Raw genomic sequence first — 16412 nt, 5'->3', positions numbered from 1 at the left:
CGCAGAGACAGGGTATTCCTGTGCGGTCTCAGCCAGCCCCGAAAAGAGACGCCGTGCGGCCGGCATTTGTTTTTTCGTAATAGGCGCAGAAGCGGTCCGCCGGAAGCGCCTCGGAATATCGCCAGCCTTGAACGAATTCCACGCCCGCTTCGCGCAGATACGCCTCCTGCGTCCCGGTTTCGACACCCTCTGCGACAATGTGGAAGTTCAGGCCATGGGCCATTTCGATGATGTGCGGGATAATGATGCTGGTCGCGGCATCCTTGCCGATCGCGTCGACGAAGGATTTGTCGATCTTGAGCGCATCAAGAGGCAGGGTCTCGAGAAGCGAGAGGCTGGAATAGCCGGTGCCGAAATCGTCGATCGCCACAAGATGGCCTGCCGCGCGGGCCTGTTCGATCGTCGCGCGCGCGGCGGCAGCATTCATGAAACCGCGCTCCGTAGCCTCGAGCCAGATTTGCGCGGGCTCGACATTCGCTTCGGACAAGGCCGCTGAAAGGACGGCGAGAAAGCGGCCGCTCTGCATATCGGCCGCCGAAATGTTGATGGCAACATGGATCGAGCGATCCTTTCGCAGCATTTCCGCAAGGTCGGTAACGACGACGTCGATGATGAGATCGGTCAGCGGTTCGACAAGCCCGGTCTGCTCGGCGAGTGGGACAAATAGGTCGGGCGCAACCCATTCGCCGCCGGGGCGGTGCCACCGGGCCAGCGCTTCCGCGCCAACGCAAAGTCCTGTCGAAAGCTCGATGATTGGCTGATAAAAGGCGACGAACTCGCGGCGGCTGATGGCGATTTCGAGTTCCTTGCGCGGCGAAAGGCGTTGCCGCGACAGCCAGAGCACGAGGCCGACCAGCGCAGCGGAGATCGCAACGCCGATCGGTACAAGATACCATAGATCGCGGTCGATCCGCGCCTCCACCAACGCACGGTCGGTTATGGCAAAGGCGCGGAGACCGTTTCGCTCGCTCGACGCGAACATCTGGTTCTTCCAGCGTCCCGAGCCGCCAAGGCTCGCGATATGTGCAACGAGTTCCGCGTGCGCCGGCCCCGAGGTTGACAGAATTTTTCCGTCCAATGTGGCGACGCCGAGCGTCATCTTCGTATCGGTCAGGACGTCGACCAGCCGCTCGGGCCTCATCAGGACATTGTGGTCACCGCGGCTGAACGCATGGACCGTTTCGCCGTTCGTTACGATGGGTCTGACATTCAAGCGAACGTCGATCGCATCCGGCAGCCGCGTGTCGGCCACCCTCGCGGCAACGGCGCGATCGACGCTGCCCCAGCTTGTGCAGGCCAGCTTTCCGTCCACGAAATAGCCGACTTCGTCGACGGGCTGCGTATCGATCGTCAGTTGCCGCATGCGCGCGATGTGCGCGGGGCTGCAACCATTCCAGTTTTCCTGCTCCAACCGCCGAAAGACGCCCTCGACCATCCGGATATTGCCGGTTGCACGGACGAGCGTCCAATCTGCATATTCGACGAGATGCCGATGTTCGTCCTCGACGGCCTTGTGCCGCGCATAGACGGCTATCGCGATCAGCGGCAGAACTGCGGCGAGAATCGCCAGGCATGATGCCATGACAATGATCGTCCTGCGCCGCATATTCGTCCCGTCGAACATCATCCCTCGATGACGCCTCCCGCGCGATCAGTCGAACGAAATATCTGGGAAGAGAAGGAAGGGCGCGATCGTCGCGGGGCTCAGACCGGCGGCCCATGCACCTCGGCCGTGCCATCTTTCGGTAAGCAATTGACCCATGGCCCCAAACGCGGCAAAGGCGGCCATCTCAACCGTTGCCGCAGGAACCGTTTGCAAACTGGTTTCCCGCCCGGGCAGAATGGTTGAAATGCGGGTGTAGCTCAATGGCAGAGCAGAAGCTTCCCAAGCTTACGACGAGGGTTCGATTCCCTTCACCCGCTCCACCTTCACCGACTGGCTGACGAACGCGATATCGCGATATGCGGTGAGGAAGGATATGTCGGCGGCATCGCGGCCGACGCAGATGCGCGCCATTTCGGACGCGCTCGCCATGCCCGTCGCATCGACCAGGTGCCAGTCGCCGTCGAGATAGACTTCGGCGACAGCATGAAAATCCTGCGGCGTGACTCGCAGCGCATAGGCACTCGCCATGCGCGCCGGGATATGCGCCGCGCGCGCTAGCGCGATCATCACATGCGCATAGTCGCGGCACACCCCGCGGCGTTCGACGAAGCTGTCGAGCGCCCCCGTTTCGGCATCGCTCGCCCCGGAGACATAGGTGAAGCGGCTTTCGATCCAGTCGCGCATCCGGCCGATCTTCGCCCCGCCCTCATGATCGCCGAACCGGCGCTCGACGAAGGCGTGGAACTTGTTCGACGGGCAATAGCGCGATTCGTTGAGATAGGGGATTGCCTCGGCGGGCAAGCGATGAAGCGGCACCGCGGCGAGCGAGCGGAAGTCGGTGTCGGGCCGGTCGATCTCGACCCGCGCGCGATATTCGGCGCGCAAACTGCCCTCGGCGCGCAGCCAGATCGGCTCGCAAATGCCGTCGGCGGCCGGAACGCGCGCGATAAATTCGGGCGTGCCGACGTCGAGCGAGGCGTCGAGGACGCGCTGGCCATGGCCGTGCGCCGCCTCGATCTGGAGCATCAGATCGACCGGTTCGGACAGCCGGTAATTTAGGGAGGCGGAAATTTCGAGTTTCATCTATCCGCAACGCATGAGGGAGGGTTCGGTGGCGCTAGGGACGGCAGAAAGAAAGAGCAAGTGACGGCGGCGCGTACGATCCCGTTCATTGTCGCGACGATCTTCATCGACGCAATCGGCTTCGGCATCATCATGCCAGTGCTGCCGCAGCTTGTGATGGAGATCGGCCATACCGATCTCGCGAGCGCGATGGGCATCGCCACCGCGATCGGGCAGGTAATGGCGATCGCAACCTTCCTCGCTTCGCCCGTGCTCGGCAATCTCTCCGACCATTTCGGGCGGCGGCGGGTCTTGCTGTTATCGCTGGCGGGTCTCGCGGCGGACTATATTCTGCTGACCGTCGTGCAGACGCTGCCCTGGCTGTTCATCGCGCGCGCAATTTCGGGCATTTTCGGCGGCAGCTTTGCGGCGGCGCAGGCCGCGATTGCCGACGTTACGCAGCCGGTAGACCGGGCGCGCAATTTCGGTTTCGTCGGCGCCGCCTTTGGTGTCGGCTTCATCGTCGGGCCAGTAATCGGCGGACTTCTAGGCGAAGTGAGTCCGCGCGCACCGTTCGTCGCTGCGGCGGTCCTCGCCGCAGCGAACATGCTCTACGGCTATTTCATCTTTCCCGAAACATTAGCGCCCGAACGGCGGCGCACCTTCGACTGGCGCCGCGCCAATCCGCTCGGCGCCTGGAAGACGATGCGCAGCCTGCCCGGGATGGGCGGCGTCGCAGGGGTGCTCGTGCTGTGGCAGATCGCAAGCCTCGTCTATCCGATGACGTGGAGCTTTTATTGCATCGCGCAGCTTGGCTGGACGCCAGGGATGATCGGCGCGAGCCTCGCTGCGGTCGGCGTGATGATCGCGATCGGGCAAGCCTTTGTGGTCGGACCCGCGGTCGCGCGCTTCGGCGAGCGCGACGCGGCAACCTTCGGGATCCTCGTCGCAGTGGCCGTCTATGTCGGATATGCCTTCACGACTTCGACCTGGGGCGCCTTCCTGTTGCTGATCCCTGTCGCGTTGCAGGCACCGGTACAGCCTTCGCTGATGGCGATGATGTCGCGGCGCGCCACCGCTGAAACACAGGGGGAGGTACAGGGAATTTCGGCGATGGCGATGGGACTCGGCCAGCTTGGCGCGCCCGCCTTGCTCCTTGGTACCATGGCCTATTTCACCGCCGATGGCGCGCCGGTGCATTTTCCGGGCGCGGCCTTTGTTGTCGCGGCGATTTTTGGCCTGCTGGCGATCCTGATGCTCCGCCGCCTGCCGCGCACCACGCGGACGAGCGGCGACGAGCCGGCCGATCAGATACCGCCGTCGGTTACCGCATAGCCCGCGGCTTCGAGGCCGGCGGCGAGCATCGCGACGCACGCCGCGACCTGCCCGCTTTCGGTCGAACGGACAACGAAATTGGCGCCGGTGCGGCCGTCGCGGAAAAAGGGATAGCTGCCGATCGCGACGCCCGGATGGTCTTTCTCGCCCTGACGCAGCAGGTCGGCAATCTCGCTTTCGGGCGCCCACGCACCGATCGTGTGCGCGACGAGCGGTGCGCCGCCTTCCAGCTCGCCGGTCAGCGCGTCGAGCATGCCCGCGGTGATGTGCGGCACCCCGGCCATCACAAACAGATTGCCGATCCGGATGCCCGGCGCGCCCGACATGCGGTTCGGGATCAGCTCGGCACCGTCGGGCACGCGCGCCATGCGCAGCCGCGCCTCGGTCAGCTCGGTCCCGCGCGCGGTATAATAGCGTTCGAGGATCGCGCGCGCCGCCGGATGGATCACCACACCGACGCCGAGCGCCTTGGCCACCGCATCGACGGTGATGTCGTCGTGCGTCGGCCCGATGCCGCCGGTGGTGAACACATAATCGTAGCGCGCCCGAATCGCATTGAGCGCATCGACGATCTCATCCTCGATATCGGGGACGATCCGCACTTCGCGCAGCCGGATCCCCTGCACTTCGAGCCAGGTCGCGATTTGCGCGACATTCTTGTCCTGCGTGCGGCCCGAGAGAATCTCGTCGCCGATCACCAGCACAGCGGCGGTCCAGATGCGTTCGTCGCTCATCGCTTTGCCTTAGCTGCGAACGGTGACAAAACAAGCCCGGTGGAACAGTGAGAATGTTCCTGATATGTTCTTTCCGAATCGCAATGATGCAGGAGAAGCACGATGGCCGACGAACTGATTTTCTATACCAACCCGATGTCGCGCGGACAGATCGCCCGCTGGATGCTCGAAGAGGTCGGCGCGCCCTATGAACCGCGCATCCTCGATTATGGCACGACGATGAAGGATGCGGCCTATCTGGCGGTGAACCCGATGGGCAAGGTTCCCGCGGTCGTCCACGACGGCAAGGTCGTCACCGAATGCGCCGCGATCTGCGCCTATCTGGCCGATGCCTTCCCCGAAGCCGGCCTCGCCCCTGACGTCGCCGATCGTGCCGATTATTATCGCTGGTTGTTCTTCACCTCGGGACCCGTCGAACAGGCGATCACCGCGAAACATTTCGGGGTCGAACCCGATGCCGACCAGCAGCGAATGGCGGGTTTCGGTTCGCTCCCTGCCGCGCTCGACGCGCTCGAAAGTGCGGTTTCGGGCAAGGCGTTCGTCGCGGGTGATCGCTTCAGCGCCGCCGACGTCTATGTCGGCAGCCAGATCGACTGGGGGCTGCAATTCGGCACTATCGCCTCGCGCCCCGCTTTCGAGGCCTATGTCGCCCCGCTGCGCGAGCGCCCGGCATACAAGCGCGCCAAGGAGATCGATAACGGCCTGATCGCCCAGATGCAGGCGGCAAGCCCGGCCTGATCCGAACGTCGGTTTTCGGGGTGGTGAACTGCATTGCCTTCTTTCATTGTCCCGGACTCGATCCGCGATCCGTTGCCTTATGGGCAGCTGTGGCTCGCGGATCGGGTCGGCCCGCCACCCGTGCGACAATGTTGCAAAGTTCAGGGAAGTTCAGCCCTGTGCGTTGCCCGATTTGACAGTGCGGCGTGCTGGACGCGCCCGGCACGCCCCGCCGCAACCCGCAACCCGGGGCGGTGACCGCTTTTATCCACCAAATGAAAGAGCCGAGAGGAAGGCTGGCACAGCTGGATAATGTAGGACAGCGACTTTTTGCGAAGGGTCCGTATCGGCTTTGGGGTGGGAAGCTGCCTCTTGGGCACCCCGGCGAAAGCCGGGGCCCATGCAGAAACACGTCAGGTTTGCGCCAGGCTTCTGGACCCCGGCTTTCGCCGAGGCGCCCATCTCTATGGGCAGCAATCGGTCGTTAGCTGCCATAGCGTTTAAAGAACGCGGTGACGCGGCTGGCGCAGGAATTATCCTACATCACCTTTGATCTTCGCCGCATTTCGGAACATTTCGAGGGCCGCCTGCTTGGCTGCTTTGCGCTGTCCAAGCGGGTCGCCGGCATGATCGAAATCTTTGCCCACTTTCGGCGCGGATTGGTGCAAGCGCTCTTTCCTGCGAGCACTTCCCGTTCTCGTATGGCTTGCTGATACGACACTAGACATGTCCAGCTAATAGTACTGCGCCCTAGAAAGCGGAACGACAGAAATCAGTTGCAAGCCGCCATTCGGCTCGCAAATTTTCGGGCTCGGCCAAACCCCCAAAGAAAGAGCCCGGCGAATCGCTTCGCCGGGCTCCCTTGTTTCGGTCTTCATCCGTCCGCTTAGTCGCGGCTGCCCATGAGATTGAGCAGGAAGGTGAACATGTTGACGAAGTCGAGGTAGAGCGTCAGCGCGCCCATCACCACCGACTTGCCGACAAAGTCGGTCCCGCGGACGTAGAAATACATGCTCTTGATCTTCTGCGTGTCATAGGCGGTAAGGCCTGCGAACAGCAGCACGCCGATCACGCTGATCGCGAGGCTGAGCGCGCTCGACTGCAGAAACAGGTTGATCAGCATCGCGACGAGGATGCCGACGACACCCATGATCAGGAAGGTGCCGAAGCCCGACAGATCCTTCTTGGTCGTATAGCCGTAAAGGCTAAGACCAATGAACGCCGCCGCAGTCGCGAAGAAAGTGGTTGCGATCGAGGTGCCCGTGAAGGCGATGAAGATCGTCGACATCGACAGACCCATCACCGCGGCATAGACCCAGAACAGCGCCTGCGCGGCTGTGGTCGACAGCTTGTTGATGCCAAAGCTCAGCACCAGCACGAAGGCCAGCGGCGCCAGCGCGACAACCCACATCAGCGGCGAGCCGATCAGCGACGCGGTAAAGCCCGACTGAAACGCCAGCAACGCGACGATGCCGGTCAGCAGCACGCCCGAGCCCATATAATTGTAAACCGACAGCATGTACGACCGCAGGCCGGCATCGACGGCCTGGTCCACTGCGTTCGCGCCGGCACCAAAACCGGAAGCCGCCACATTGGGGTCGTTCCAATTCGCCATTGTCATTACTCCATCACCGGCCAGCCCATACCGGCCGTAGGCGACAATATCGGGATTTTTCCGTCCGCTTTCAAGCGAAACCGGAATTCTTGCATCTTTCGGTGTTCGCGCGGCCGCAAACGGCTATGCTTGCCCGGCCATGTCGAGCCATCGCCTGTTCGTCGCCCTGCGCCCGCCGCGCCCTGTCCGTGACCTGCTGCGTGCCGCGATGCACGGCATTTCTGCCGCGCGTTGGCAGGACGACGACCAGCTCCATCTGACGCTTCGTTTTGTCGGAGACGTCGACCATCACCGCGCCGAAGATATTGCAGCAGCGCTCGGCGCGCTGCACGCCCCCGCCATTTCCGCGCGGATCGCCGGGGTTGGCCTGTTCGACCGCAAGGGACATCCGCACACGGTCTGGGCCGGGGTCGAGCCACTGGCGCCGCTGGCCGGCTTGCACCGCAAGGTCGACCAATTGCTGGCGCGGGCCGGCGTCGCCGCAGAGACGCGCGCCTTCGTCCCGCACATCACACTGGCACGGCTCAATCGCACCGCGGGACCCGTCGCGCCCTTCCTCACCCAGAGCAGCGGGCTTGTGAGCCCATCCTTCGATTTCACCCATGTCATATTATATGAAAGTGAGCTCGCGCGCGGCGGCGCCCGCTATCATCCCGTCGCGCGCTACCCGCTCGACGCTTCGGCAACGAGCGCGGCGGCGACCGCGCTGACATCGTCCCATGTCGCGGCAAACCCACCATCGTCGCCATAATAGGGATCGGTCACGCTCTCGCCCGCGCGGCCCGGCACCAGATCGAGCATCAGCTGCAGCCGCGCGGTTCCGTCGGCCGGGGCGATAGCGCGGGCATCGCGCAAATTCGTTTCGTCGGCCGCGAGGATACGGTCGAAGCGATAGAAATCCCCGGGGCGCAATTGGCGCGCGCTGAGCCGCGATATGTCGGCGCCGCGACGCCGCGCTTCGGCCTGTGCACGATGATCTGGAGGGTGTCCGACGTGCCAGTCGCCCGTACCCGCCGAATCGAGCAGAGCATCGATGCCCGCATCGGCAAAAGCCGCGCGCGCGGCGCCCTCGGCCAGCGGCGAGCGGCAGATATTGCCGAGGCACAGAAAGAGGATCGCCGGCCGAGCATTTTGGTCCTTGTGCATGTTGCTCCTCTTCGCACAAAGTTGAACCGACTTTCAACTTGCGCCTTTTTCCGGCTCTGCTAGCCATGAGCCATAATAGATAACGCGTCAGGGAGAGGGTTGCCAGATGGCTGAAACCGCCAGCGAGAATGTCACGTCCGATGCGCCGGTTTCCGCCGAGCCGAAAGCGACCGGTTACAGCTGGTATGTCCTTTCGGTGCTCGTCATCGTCTATATCCTCAATTTCATCGACCGGCAGATCCTCAGCATCCTCGCGGTCGATATCAAGGCCGACCTCGGCCTGACCGACGCCGATATGGGTTTCCTTGGCGGCGCTGCCTTCGCGGTTTTTTATGCACTGTTCGGCATTCCGCTCGGGCGCCTTGCCGACAATTGGAGCCGGGTGAAACTATTGTCGATCGGTCTCTCGCTGTGGTCAGTCATGACCGCATTGTCGGGTTTTGCGTATAACCAGTTCACCCTGACCATGGCGCGCATGGGCGTCGGCGTCGGCGAGGCGACGGCGAGCCCGACCGCCTATTCGCTGATCTCCGACTATTTTCCCAAGAAGCAGCGCGCGACCGCCCTCGCCATCTATTCGTCGGGTCTCTATCTGGGCGGCGGCGTTTCGTTGTTCATCGGCGCCTTGATCGTCGAGGCGTGGAACAGGGGCTATCCGGGCGGCGGCCCGATGGGACTGGTCGGATGGCAGGCGGCGTTCCTTGCGGTCGGTATTCCCGGCCTGATCGTTGCGCTGTGGGTGGCGACGTTGCGCGAACCGGCACGCGGCGCGATGGACGGCGTCCCGACCCACGGCTCGCCCACGCCGTTTCGGGCATTCGGCAAGGATCTGACGATGATCGTACCGCCACTGACGCTGTACGGCGCGTGGCAGCGCGGACCGGCGGCGCTTGCGATCAACATTGGCTTCGCCGTTGCTGTCGCCGCCTTCGCATGGTGGATGATCAGCCTGACGGGCAATGTCCCGCAGTGGTCCGCCGTGGGCCTTGGCTATTATGCGGTATTTTCCTGGGCATGCACATTGCGGGCGCACGATCCGGCGACCTTCCGGCTGATCTGGGGAACCCCGGCGTTCATTTGCACGACCTTGGGTTATGGCTTGGTCAGCCTCGCGGCCTATGCGCTCGGTTTCTGGTCGGCGCCCTATGCCGAAACCGTGCTGGGGTTACCCAAGCAGGAACTGGCGTTCATATTGGGTGCGAATGGCGCGGTCAGCGGCTTTATCGGCGTGATCCTCGGTGGCCGGCTGGCGGATTATCTGCGGACAAAAAATCCGGCCGGACGCATCCTGATGATCATCTTCGGCGTAATCGCGCCGATCATCCCGATCTGGGTGGGCTATACGACAGAAAATGCGGCGCTATTCTACACCATGAACTTCCTCGCCGGAATGTTCGGCGCAACCGCGCTCGGTGCGGCTGCCGCGACGACACAGGATCTGGTGCTGCCGCGGATGCGGGGAACAGCGACGGCCGCCTTCTTCCTTGGCACGACCTTGGTTGGACTGTCGTTCGGCCCCTATATGGTCGGGCAGATTTCCGATCTTGCCGGCACGATAGTCGATGGCAAGCCGGTCGGAGATTTGCGCACCGGCATCCTGTCGCTGATCGGCGTCGCCCCGATCGCGCTCGGTCTGCTGATCTACGCCTACCGCGCCGTTCCGCAGGCCGAAGCGACGATCATCGAACGGGCGGCGGGCGGCTGATCTTTCGATCGAGACGCCCGCCAGGAACGTCAGTCCGGGTTTGAGGGGTCGCCTTTGCACCCCTGCTTTGGCGGGAGTGAAGCAGTGGAAAGCGGGTTTACTTCCCCGCCTCTTTGACGATCACCCCGCAAGCGACACGGCCGCCGCTGTTGCCGCTGGGATCGGTCTTGTAATCATCGGGTCCGGCATGGATCACAAAGGCGGCACCATCGGCATCGAGCAGCCCGCCGTCGCCTTCGAAGCGCGAGCCGACGAGGCGCAGCGTCGCACGGCCGATCTGGTCGGGCTCGATCACGAGGTTGGGCAGGTCGCCATGATGCGCGCCCATCGGATTGTCGCGGCCATGCTGGACACCGGTCGGGTTCCAATGCGGTCCTGCGCTGACGAAATCAGGTGCCGCGCACTGGCCGACGGCGTGGACGTGCATGCCATAGGTGCCCGGTGCGAAGCCGCGCGCAACCAGTTCGATCCGGAGACCGCTGGCGTCGCGATAGATGTCGGCGCGGCCGCGATCGGCGCCCCGTGCATCGGTGAGCTGCGCATACGCGTCGGCCTTAGGAAGCGTGGTTGCCGGTTTCTTTCCCATCCCGGCGCAGCCGCTGAGCGCCACAGCCGTGATGACGGCAAACCCCTGGACCATCATCTGTTTCCGGCGCGAACCAATCGTCATCTTGCTGCTCCCTGCAATTACCGTCTGAATCAGAACGTCGCCGCGGCGCGTTTCGATCCCCGTTCGACGATGGCTGTATTTGCCGCGGGTTCCAAGCCCTTATCACATCGGCAGTGTGACAAAGCGTTGCGCCAAAAGAAAAGGGCCGCGAATTGCTTCGCAGCCCCATCCTTTAACCGTGTGACTTCGATCAGAGATCAGAAGACGCGGGCATATTGCTCGTTGCCGACAAAGCCCAGCTTGCCGACATTGCTACGCTTGATCACCGCAAGCACCCGATCAACGACGATGTACCGGGCGTAGGGATCGGGCTGGAACTGAAGTTCCGGCTCGACCGGCAACGCCTTGGTCTGCTCGAGATAGGTTGCCAGCTGCGCCAGATCGATCGGCGTCCCGTTCCAGGTGATCGTCCCCGCGGGGTCGATCATTACCTTGTTCTTTTCGGGATCGACGTTGCTCGGGCTGTTATCCGCAATCGGCAAATCGATCTTTACCGCGTGCGTCTGGACCGGGATGGTGATGATGAACATGATGAGGAGCACGAGCATGACGTCGATCAACGGCGTCGTGTTCATATCCATCATCGGTTCATTTTCGTCCCGTTCTCCAACTGCCATGGACATGGGTCTATTCCTTTTTATCTATGCCGCAGCCGCCCTTACAGGCGAGATACCGCGATCGAACCAGCAGCCGGTTCGGAAATGAACCCGATTTTCTGGAAGCCAGCGAACTGCATGGTGTAGATCACCCCGCCGATGCACTGATACGGCGTATTGATGTCGCCGCGAATATGGACTTCAGGGAAATTATCTTCGGTGATATTTTCCGGACCGCCGATATCGGCAATCAACTCTTCGAGTTTCTTCTGTCCGCGTTCCAGCAGCTGCTTCGAATCGATCGGGGTTTGTCCCCAATAGACTTCGCAAGCGGCGCTATCGGAATTGGGCTCGCCATCACCGTCTGTATCCGCCGAACGGATCGACAGCAGCACATTCTCAGGCTTCGTCGTCGTCACCTCGAACGCCACGTCGGGCAGCTTGAGGTTCACCGTCTGCACCACCACGGGGACCGTGATGAGGAAGATGATGAGCAGCACAAGCATGATGTCCACGAGCGGAGTCGTGTTGATTTCGGACATTGGGCCTTCTTCGCCCTTGTCGCCTACACTCATCGACATAGGATTATCATCCTGTCAAAAAAATTACTGTCACGGACATCGGGTCGGCGCGCCTTCGGCCCGCCCTCCCTGTCCAGCGGACCCCGCCCGTCGCCAAGTGGCGAACGGGCGAGGATCCAGGAGACCAATCAGGCCTTCTTCGGTGCCGCAGCCGGAGCAGCAGCCTTCGCCGTACCCAGCGAAGCCGGCTTCACCTGACCGTTCGACATGATCGAACCGAGAACGTCGTTCGAGAAAGTCGACAGGCGGCGAGCGATCGCCTTGTTGCGGCTCTGGAGCCAGTTGAACGCGAGCACCGCGGGAACCGCCACGATCAGACCGATCGCGGTCATGATCAGAGCTTCACCGACCGGACCGGCGACGGTATCGATCGACGCCTGACCCGATGCACCGATCTTCACGAGAGCGCGAAGAATACCGATAACGGTACCGAACAGACCGACGAACGGTGCAGTCGAACCCACGGTCGCAAGGAAGGCGAGGCCGCCGTTGAGCTTCGAGTTGATGTGGTTCTGCGAACGCTCGAGCGTGCCGTGCATCCAGTCATGCGCTTCGACGGGATCGGTCAGCTTGTTATGCTCTTCGTTGGCGCGCAGACCGTCTTCGACGACCTGGCGATAGGCGCTGTTCTTTTCGAGCTTTGCGGCACCATCGGCCAGCGTCGGCGCGCGCCAGAAGTTGGCGTCGACCGCCTTGCCCTGGTTGATGACCTTATTCTGTTCGAACAGCTTGGTGAACAGGATGTAGAGCGTGCCGATGAACATGATCAGCAGGACAAGGAACGTGACCTGCGACACGACGCCGCCTTCGCAAAGCGCCGGAACGAGGCCATAGGGGCTCGCGCCTTCTTCCTTCACGCACATCGATGCAGGCATCAGGCTGAACCCTGCATCGTGGGCGGCTGCCGGCGCCGCAGCGGCGGCATTTGCGATCAGATTAAACATACTGGAAATCCCTCTCAAAATATTCGGTAAGTTCGAAACACAGATCCGGTCGCGCTATCAGCGCGGAATCTGCCAACGGATACGATTGCTGTAGCTTCCGCCCACGGGATTACCCGCGCGATCCTTGCCCGGATTAAACCGGCCACGGCGCTGGATAAGCTTGCAGGTTTCGGCATCGAGGTCGGCATGACCGCTCGACGCGGTCACGTCGCACGAAGTGATGCGGCCATCGGCACCATAGGTGACGCGGAAACCGGTGGTACCTTCACGCTCTTCGCGCATCGCACGAGCCGGATAGTCGTCGTTCGTCGCCCAGCGGCCCGGATTGCCTTTCGGCGTACCGGCGGCGCTCATATCGGGCGTCGGCGGCGGCGCAGGCGGTGCCGGCGGCGTATAAACCGGCGGCGGGGGCGTCGGCGGAGCTTCACGCACCGCCTGAACGACGTTGGGGCTCGGCAACGCAACAGGCGGCCGCGGAATCACAACCGGCGGCGGCGGCGGCAGGACATTGTCCGGCGGCGGCGGCGGCGGCGGCTCTTCCGGTGGCGGCGGCTCTTCGACGTCCACCACGTCCAATTTTTCGGCGATCGATTTGACGATACTGATATTCAGGCCGTTAACCAGGCCGTAGCCCAGAACTGCCGTAAACAGACCAACCAAGACAATCGCCACTACCCTGTTTTTAGGGTCGACATTATCACCATAAGCCATTCAGGGACGACGCTCCTTGCTAGATCATCCTGACACCAATTCCCTGCCGACGGGTTTGGTTGTCAAAAGCCCGGATGATTTCCGATGCGTTCCACAGACCCGGCGGCGCTACGTTCGGCTTATTATGTTTTTACCGGACGCTTCGCGGCCCGTCCTATCGCGGTGGCGGCAAGTTCGCAAACCCTTTATCAGCGGTTAATGTGCCTTGTCCCATGATGGGGTTTTGTATGCCGTTACCGGTGTCATAGATGATGGAAAGTAGATTGATCATGCGACTCCCCCACCCGGCCGCCATCGCCGGAATTTTGATATTGAGCCTTGGAATCCCGAGCGTTTCTGCCATGCAGGCGCCGGTCCCTGCGCCCGTGACGAGTCCTTATAGCTACGCCGACATCGCCGATCTCGCGACGGCCGCGCCGATCGCGCTTCACGCGCGCATATATAAGGCCGCGGCGCTCAAACCCGCCCAGGCACCCGGAATCGCAACTGGTTACGCTCGATTCTATGTCGAAGCCGATGTTGTCAGCCTGATTCGCGGCGCCGGGCCGCTGGCGGCGCGAATCTCTTATCTCGTCGACCTGCCGCTCGACGCGAAGGGCAAAGCGCCAAAGCTCAAAAAGAAGCAGCCGGTCCTGCTGTTCGCGCGTCCGGTCGCAGGCGCAGCGGCGGGAAGCAGCAACACGGGCAGCGTCCGGCTGATCGCCCCCGACGCGCAGCTGCCCTGGGATTCTGCGACCGAAGCCCAATTGCGCGACATCCTGACCGAACTCGTCAAACCCGGCGCGGCGCCCGCGATCACCGGCATCGCCAATGGTTTCCACGTTCCGGGCACGTTGCCCGGCGAAGGCGAGACACAATTGTTCCTCGACACTCGCACGGGCGAGCCCGTTTCGCTGACGATTTTGACCGCCGCCGACGGATCGCGCCGCTGGGCGGCGGCGTTCGGCGAGATCGTCGACGGCTCGGCGGCGGTGCCCGCTCGGGGAACGCTTGCCTGGTACCGGCTCGCGTGCGGCCTGCCGCGCAGCCTGCCGCTGAACAAGCTCGCGGGCACGGCCCCCGAGGACCGCCGCAAGGCGGCGTCCGACTATGGCATCATATTGGGCGCGCTCGGCGAATGCACGCGCACGCGCAAGCCGCCGGTCGCAGGATAAAGATTTGCTTCGGCGCGCCTAAGGCGCGCCGGGCTTGTTTCCCGGGCAAAAGCCGATAGGGCCGCAGGCATCGGCGGGTAGATACCCGCGCCTTTTACGGAGTGCCCCCATGTCGCCTCATCCCGCCCCGACCATTCCCCGCCCGCCCCTGCGTGTGGCGCTTGCGGGAATTGGCGTCGTCGGTGGCGGCGTCATCCGGCTGCTCGAGGCGAATCGCGACCTGATCGCGCGGCGCGCCGGCCGCGCGATCGAGATCGTGGCCCTGTCGGCACGCGACCGGCACAAGGATCGCGGCATCGACCTGTCACCCTATCGCTGGGAAGACGATATGGACGCGCTCGTCGCCGCCGACGATGTCGATGTCGTCGTCGAGATGATCGGCGGCGCCGACGGCCCGGCACTTACCCTGGCACGCCACGCGCTCGGCGCGGGCAAGGCGCTCGTCACCGCGAACAAGGCGATGATCGCCCATCACGGCCTCGACCTCGCCCGGATCGCCGAGGAAAAAGACACGCCGCTCAAATATGAAGCTGCAGTTGCGGGCGGCATTCCGGTGATCAAGGCGATCCGCGAAGGCGCGTCGGCGAACGAAATCGCGCGCGTCTATGGCATCCTCAACGGCACCTGCAATTATATCCTGACGCAGATGGAGCGGAATGGCGCGAGCTTTGCCGACGCCCTCGCCGCGGCGCAGGCCGAGGGTTATGCCGAAGCCGACCCGACCTTCGACGTCGACGGCATCGACGCCGCCCATAAATTGTCGATCCTTGCCGCGCTGTGCTTTGGGACAAGGCTCGATATCGGAGCAGTGACTGCCGACGGCATCCGCAATCTGATCGCCGCCGACATTCGCGAGGCCGAGGCGCTGGGTCACCGCGTCCGGCTGATCGGCATGGCCGAACGCGACGCAAATGGCCTTTACCAACATGTCCAGCCGTGCCTCGTCCCCGCCGACCATCCGCTGGCTTATGTCCCCGGCGCGCTCAACGCCGTCGTCGCGGAAGGCAATTTCGTTGGCCGCCTCTTTTTCGAGGGCGCAGGCGCCGGCGCGGGACCGACGGCGTCCGCGATCGTCGCCGACATCATCGACATTGCGCGCGACGAATATGGCCCCGCCTTTGCGATGCCCGTCGATTCGCTCGACCACGCCCCCGTCGCCGATGCGGGTGCGCGGATCGGCAAACATTATGTCCGCCTGATCGTCGAGGACCGGATCGGTGTGCTCGCCGAGATCGCGACGGCGATGCGTGACGCGGGCGTGTCGATCGAAAGCTTCATCCAGCGCGGCACCGATGAGGAAGGCAGCGTCGTCATCGCGCTGGTCACCCACGAAGGTCCAGCCAGCGCGATTCATGCCGCGCTCGATAGTCTTGCCGCATCGGACCATGTCGTCGGCGCGCCGATGCATATGCCGATTCTCGCGCTTTAGGGCTCTTCTTCAGGCGCCGCCGGCGTGCCGGTTTCTGGGTCGGTCGCGCGCTTCGTCGCTTCAAACAGCGCGTTATATTCGGGGCCGGGTTTATACCGGCCGCCGATCGACATCCAGTTATGCGGCAGCGTATCCCAGATCATCGCCTGTGCCTCGGCGCGCGGCAGCTTGGGCGGCGCCTCGCGGCCTTCATTCGCGATCGCGCGCAGTTCGGGCGACAGGCGGTGGCGTTCGGTGTCGGTGCCGCACACGTTGATCGATCCGTCGTCGGCGGGTTTGCAGCGCCGGATCGGGTCGACCATTTCCTTTGCCTTCGCGGCCGCCTCGTCGGCTTTGGACCTTGCCGACGGAGGCGCAGGAGGCCCAACCATCTGCGCCAGCGCGGGCGACACTGTCATGGCGATGAC

General features: G+C 63.2%; 20 protein-coding genes and 1 tRNA gene. 8 read left to right on the top strand and 13 right to left on the bottom strand.

Going from position 1 to position 16412, the window contains the following annotated elements:
- Positions 1 to 28: 28 nt before the first annotated feature.
- Together AC07NV_RS08015 and AC07NV_RS08010 are read right to left on the bottom strand one after the other, a co-directional pair.
- Positions 29 to 1582, bottom strand: a complete 1554-nt coding sequence (locus AC07NV_RS08015; RefSeq protein WP_495165792.1) for an EAL domain-containing protein — start codon at positions 1580 to 1582, stop codon at positions 29 to 31.
- 69 nt (positions 1583 to 1651) lie between these two features.
- Positions 1652 to 1867, bottom strand: coding sequence for a hypothetical protein (locus AC07NV_RS08010; protein WP_495165791.1), 216 nt, complete (start codon positions 1865 to 1867; stop codon positions 1652 to 1654).
- On the opposite strand from AC07NV_RS08010, the gene AC07NV_RS08005 reads away from it, so the two are divergent.
- Positions 1853 to 1926 (top strand) — tRNA-Gly (locus AC07NV_RS08005). The two genes, AC07NV_RS08010 and AC07NV_RS08005, sit on opposite strands and share 15 nt — an antisense overlap.
- Here the strand turns inward: AC07NV_RS08005 and AC07NV_RS08000 are convergent.
- Entirely contained in the window at positions 1892 to 2689 is a 798-nt protein-coding gene (locus AC07NV_RS08000) for a transglutaminase-like domain-containing protein (protein ID WP_495165790.1), read from the bottom strand. The genes AC07NV_RS08005 and AC07NV_RS08000 overlap by 35 nt on opposite strands.
- Before the next feature lie 60 nt (positions 2690 to 2749).
- Here AC07NV_RS08000 and AC07NV_RS07995 point away from each other — a divergent pair, with 60 nt between their 5' ends.
- Positions 2750 to 4003: an MFS transporter gene (locus AC07NV_RS07995; RefSeq protein WP_495165789.1), complete on the top strand. Its 1254-nt coding sequence runs from the start codon at positions 2750 to 2752 to the stop codon at positions 4001 to 4003.
- Here the strand turns inward: AC07NV_RS07995 and AC07NV_RS07990 are convergent.
- Complete coding sequence (locus AC07NV_RS07990; protein ID WP_495165788.1) at positions 3976 to 4737, bottom strand: competence/damage-inducible protein A; 762 nt, start codon at positions 4735 to 4737, stop codon at positions 3976 to 3978. The two genes, AC07NV_RS07995 and AC07NV_RS07990, sit on opposite strands and share 28 nt — an antisense overlap.
- 102 nt (positions 4738 to 4839) lie before the next feature.
- On the opposite strand from AC07NV_RS07990, the gene AC07NV_RS07985 reads away from it, so the two are divergent.
- The gene (locus tag AC07NV_RS07985; protein WP_495165787.1) at positions 4840 to 5475 is read left to right on the top strand and encodes a glutathione S-transferase family protein; all 636 of its coding nucleotides are present in this window, start codon (positions 4840 to 4842) and stop codon (positions 5473 to 5475) included.
- 491 nt (positions 5476 to 5966) lie between these two features.
- The gene (locus tag AC07NV_RS07980; RefSeq protein WP_495165786.1) at positions 5967 to 6167 is read left to right on the top strand and encodes a hypothetical protein; all 201 of its coding nucleotides are present in this window, start codon (positions 5967 to 5969) and stop codon (positions 6165 to 6167) included.
- Positions 6168 to 6340: 173 nt separating this feature from the next.
- Here the strand turns inward: AC07NV_RS07980 and AC07NV_RS07975 are convergent, their stop codons facing one another.
- Entirely contained in the window at positions 6341 to 7069 is a 729-nt protein-coding gene (locus AC07NV_RS07975) for a Bax inhibitor-1/YccA family protein (protein WP_495165785.1), read from the bottom strand.
- A 139-nt stretch (positions 7070 to 7208) separates the two neighbouring features.
- Here AC07NV_RS07975 and thpR point away from each other — a divergent pair, with 139 nt between their 5' ends.
- On the top strand, positions 7209 to 7820 hold the full coding sequence (thpR, locus tag AC07NV_RS07970; protein ID WP_495165784.1) for an RNA 2',3'-cyclic phosphodiesterase: 612 nt from the start codon (positions 7209 to 7211) through the stop codon (positions 7818 to 7820).
- On the opposite strand, the gene AC07NV_RS07965 is transcribed toward thpR, so the two are convergent.
- Positions 7733 to 8215: a low molecular weight protein-tyrosine-phosphatase gene (locus tag AC07NV_RS07965; RefSeq protein ID WP_495165783.1), complete on the bottom strand. Its 483-nt coding sequence runs from the start codon at positions 8213 to 8215 to the stop codon at positions 7733 to 7735. The two genes, thpR and AC07NV_RS07965, sit on opposite strands and share 88 nt — an antisense overlap.
- A gap of 106 nt (positions 8216 to 8321) precedes the next feature.
- Here AC07NV_RS07965 and AC07NV_RS07960 point away from each other — a divergent pair, with 106 nt between their 5' ends.
- Entirely contained in the window at positions 8322 to 9920 is a 1599-nt protein-coding gene (locus AC07NV_RS07960) for a spinster family MFS transporter (protein WP_495165782.1), read from the top strand.
- Positions 9921 to 10017: 97 nt separating this feature from the next.
- On the opposite strand, the gene AC07NV_RS07955 is transcribed toward AC07NV_RS07960, so the two are convergent.
- The 6 genes from AC07NV_RS07955 to AC07NV_RS07930 form a co-directional block, all read right to left on the bottom strand.
- Positions 10018 to 10590 (bottom strand): superoxide dismutase family protein, encoded by a 573-nt coding sequence (locus tag AC07NV_RS07955; protein ID WP_495165781.1) that lies wholly within the window; start codon positions 10588 to 10590, stop codon positions 10018 to 10020.
- A gap of 197 nt (positions 10591 to 10787) precedes the next feature.
- Complete coding sequence (locus tag AC07NV_RS07950; RefSeq protein WP_495165780.1) at positions 10788 to 11213, bottom strand: ExbD/TolR family protein; 426 nt, start codon at positions 11211 to 11213, stop codon at positions 10788 to 10790.
- Positions 11214 to 11248: 35 nt separating this feature from the next.
- On the bottom strand, positions 11249 to 11767 hold the full coding sequence (locus AC07NV_RS07945; protein WP_495165779.1) for an ExbD/TolR family protein: 519 nt from the start codon (positions 11765 to 11767) through the stop codon (positions 11249 to 11251).
- Between the two features lie 128 nt (positions 11768 to 11895).
- Positions 11896 to 12711, bottom strand: a complete 816-nt coding sequence (locus AC07NV_RS07940) for a MotA/TolQ/ExbB proton channel family protein (RefSeq protein ID WP_495165778.1) — start codon at positions 12709 to 12711, stop codon at positions 11896 to 11898.
- A 57-nt stretch (positions 12712 to 12768) separates the two neighbouring features.
- Positions 12769 to 13422 (bottom strand): energy transducer TonB, encoded by a 654-nt coding sequence (locus tag AC07NV_RS07935; RefSeq protein WP_495165777.1) that lies wholly within the window; start codon positions 13420 to 13422, stop codon positions 12769 to 12771.
- Between the two features lie 154 nt (positions 13423 to 13576).
- Entirely contained in the window at positions 13577 to 13765 is a 189-nt protein-coding gene (locus tag AC07NV_RS07930; protein ID WP_495165776.1) for a hypothetical protein, read from the bottom strand.
- Between AC07NV_RS07930 and AC07NV_RS07925 the strand changes: the two genes are divergently transcribed.
- Together AC07NV_RS07925 and AC07NV_RS07920 are read left to right on the top strand one after the other, a co-directional pair.
- On the top strand, positions 13764 to 14576 hold the full coding sequence (locus AC07NV_RS07925) for a hypothetical protein (protein WP_495165775.1): 813 nt from the start codon (positions 13764 to 13766) through the stop codon (positions 14574 to 14576). The two genes, AC07NV_RS07930 and AC07NV_RS07925, sit on opposite strands and share 2 nt — an antisense overlap.
- A 109-nt stretch (positions 14577 to 14685) precedes the next feature.
- Entirely contained in the window at positions 14686 to 16005 is a 1320-nt protein-coding gene (locus AC07NV_RS07920) for a homoserine dehydrogenase (protein WP_495165774.1), read from the top strand.
- On the opposite strand, the gene AC07NV_RS07915 is transcribed toward AC07NV_RS07920, so the two are convergent.
- Entirely contained in the window at positions 16002 to 16403 is a 402-nt protein-coding gene (locus tag AC07NV_RS07915) for a hypothetical protein (RefSeq protein WP_495165773.1), read from the bottom strand. The two genes, AC07NV_RS07920 and AC07NV_RS07915, sit on opposite strands and share 4 nt — an antisense overlap.
- Positions 16404 to 16412 lie beyond the last annotated feature (9 nt).

This window comes from Sphingopyxis sp. GW821-FHT10B01 (assembly GCF_059415685.1).
The sequence above is the reverse complement of the archived record's forward strand: the minus strand, read 5'-3'. Positions and strand labels throughout refer to the sequence as shown.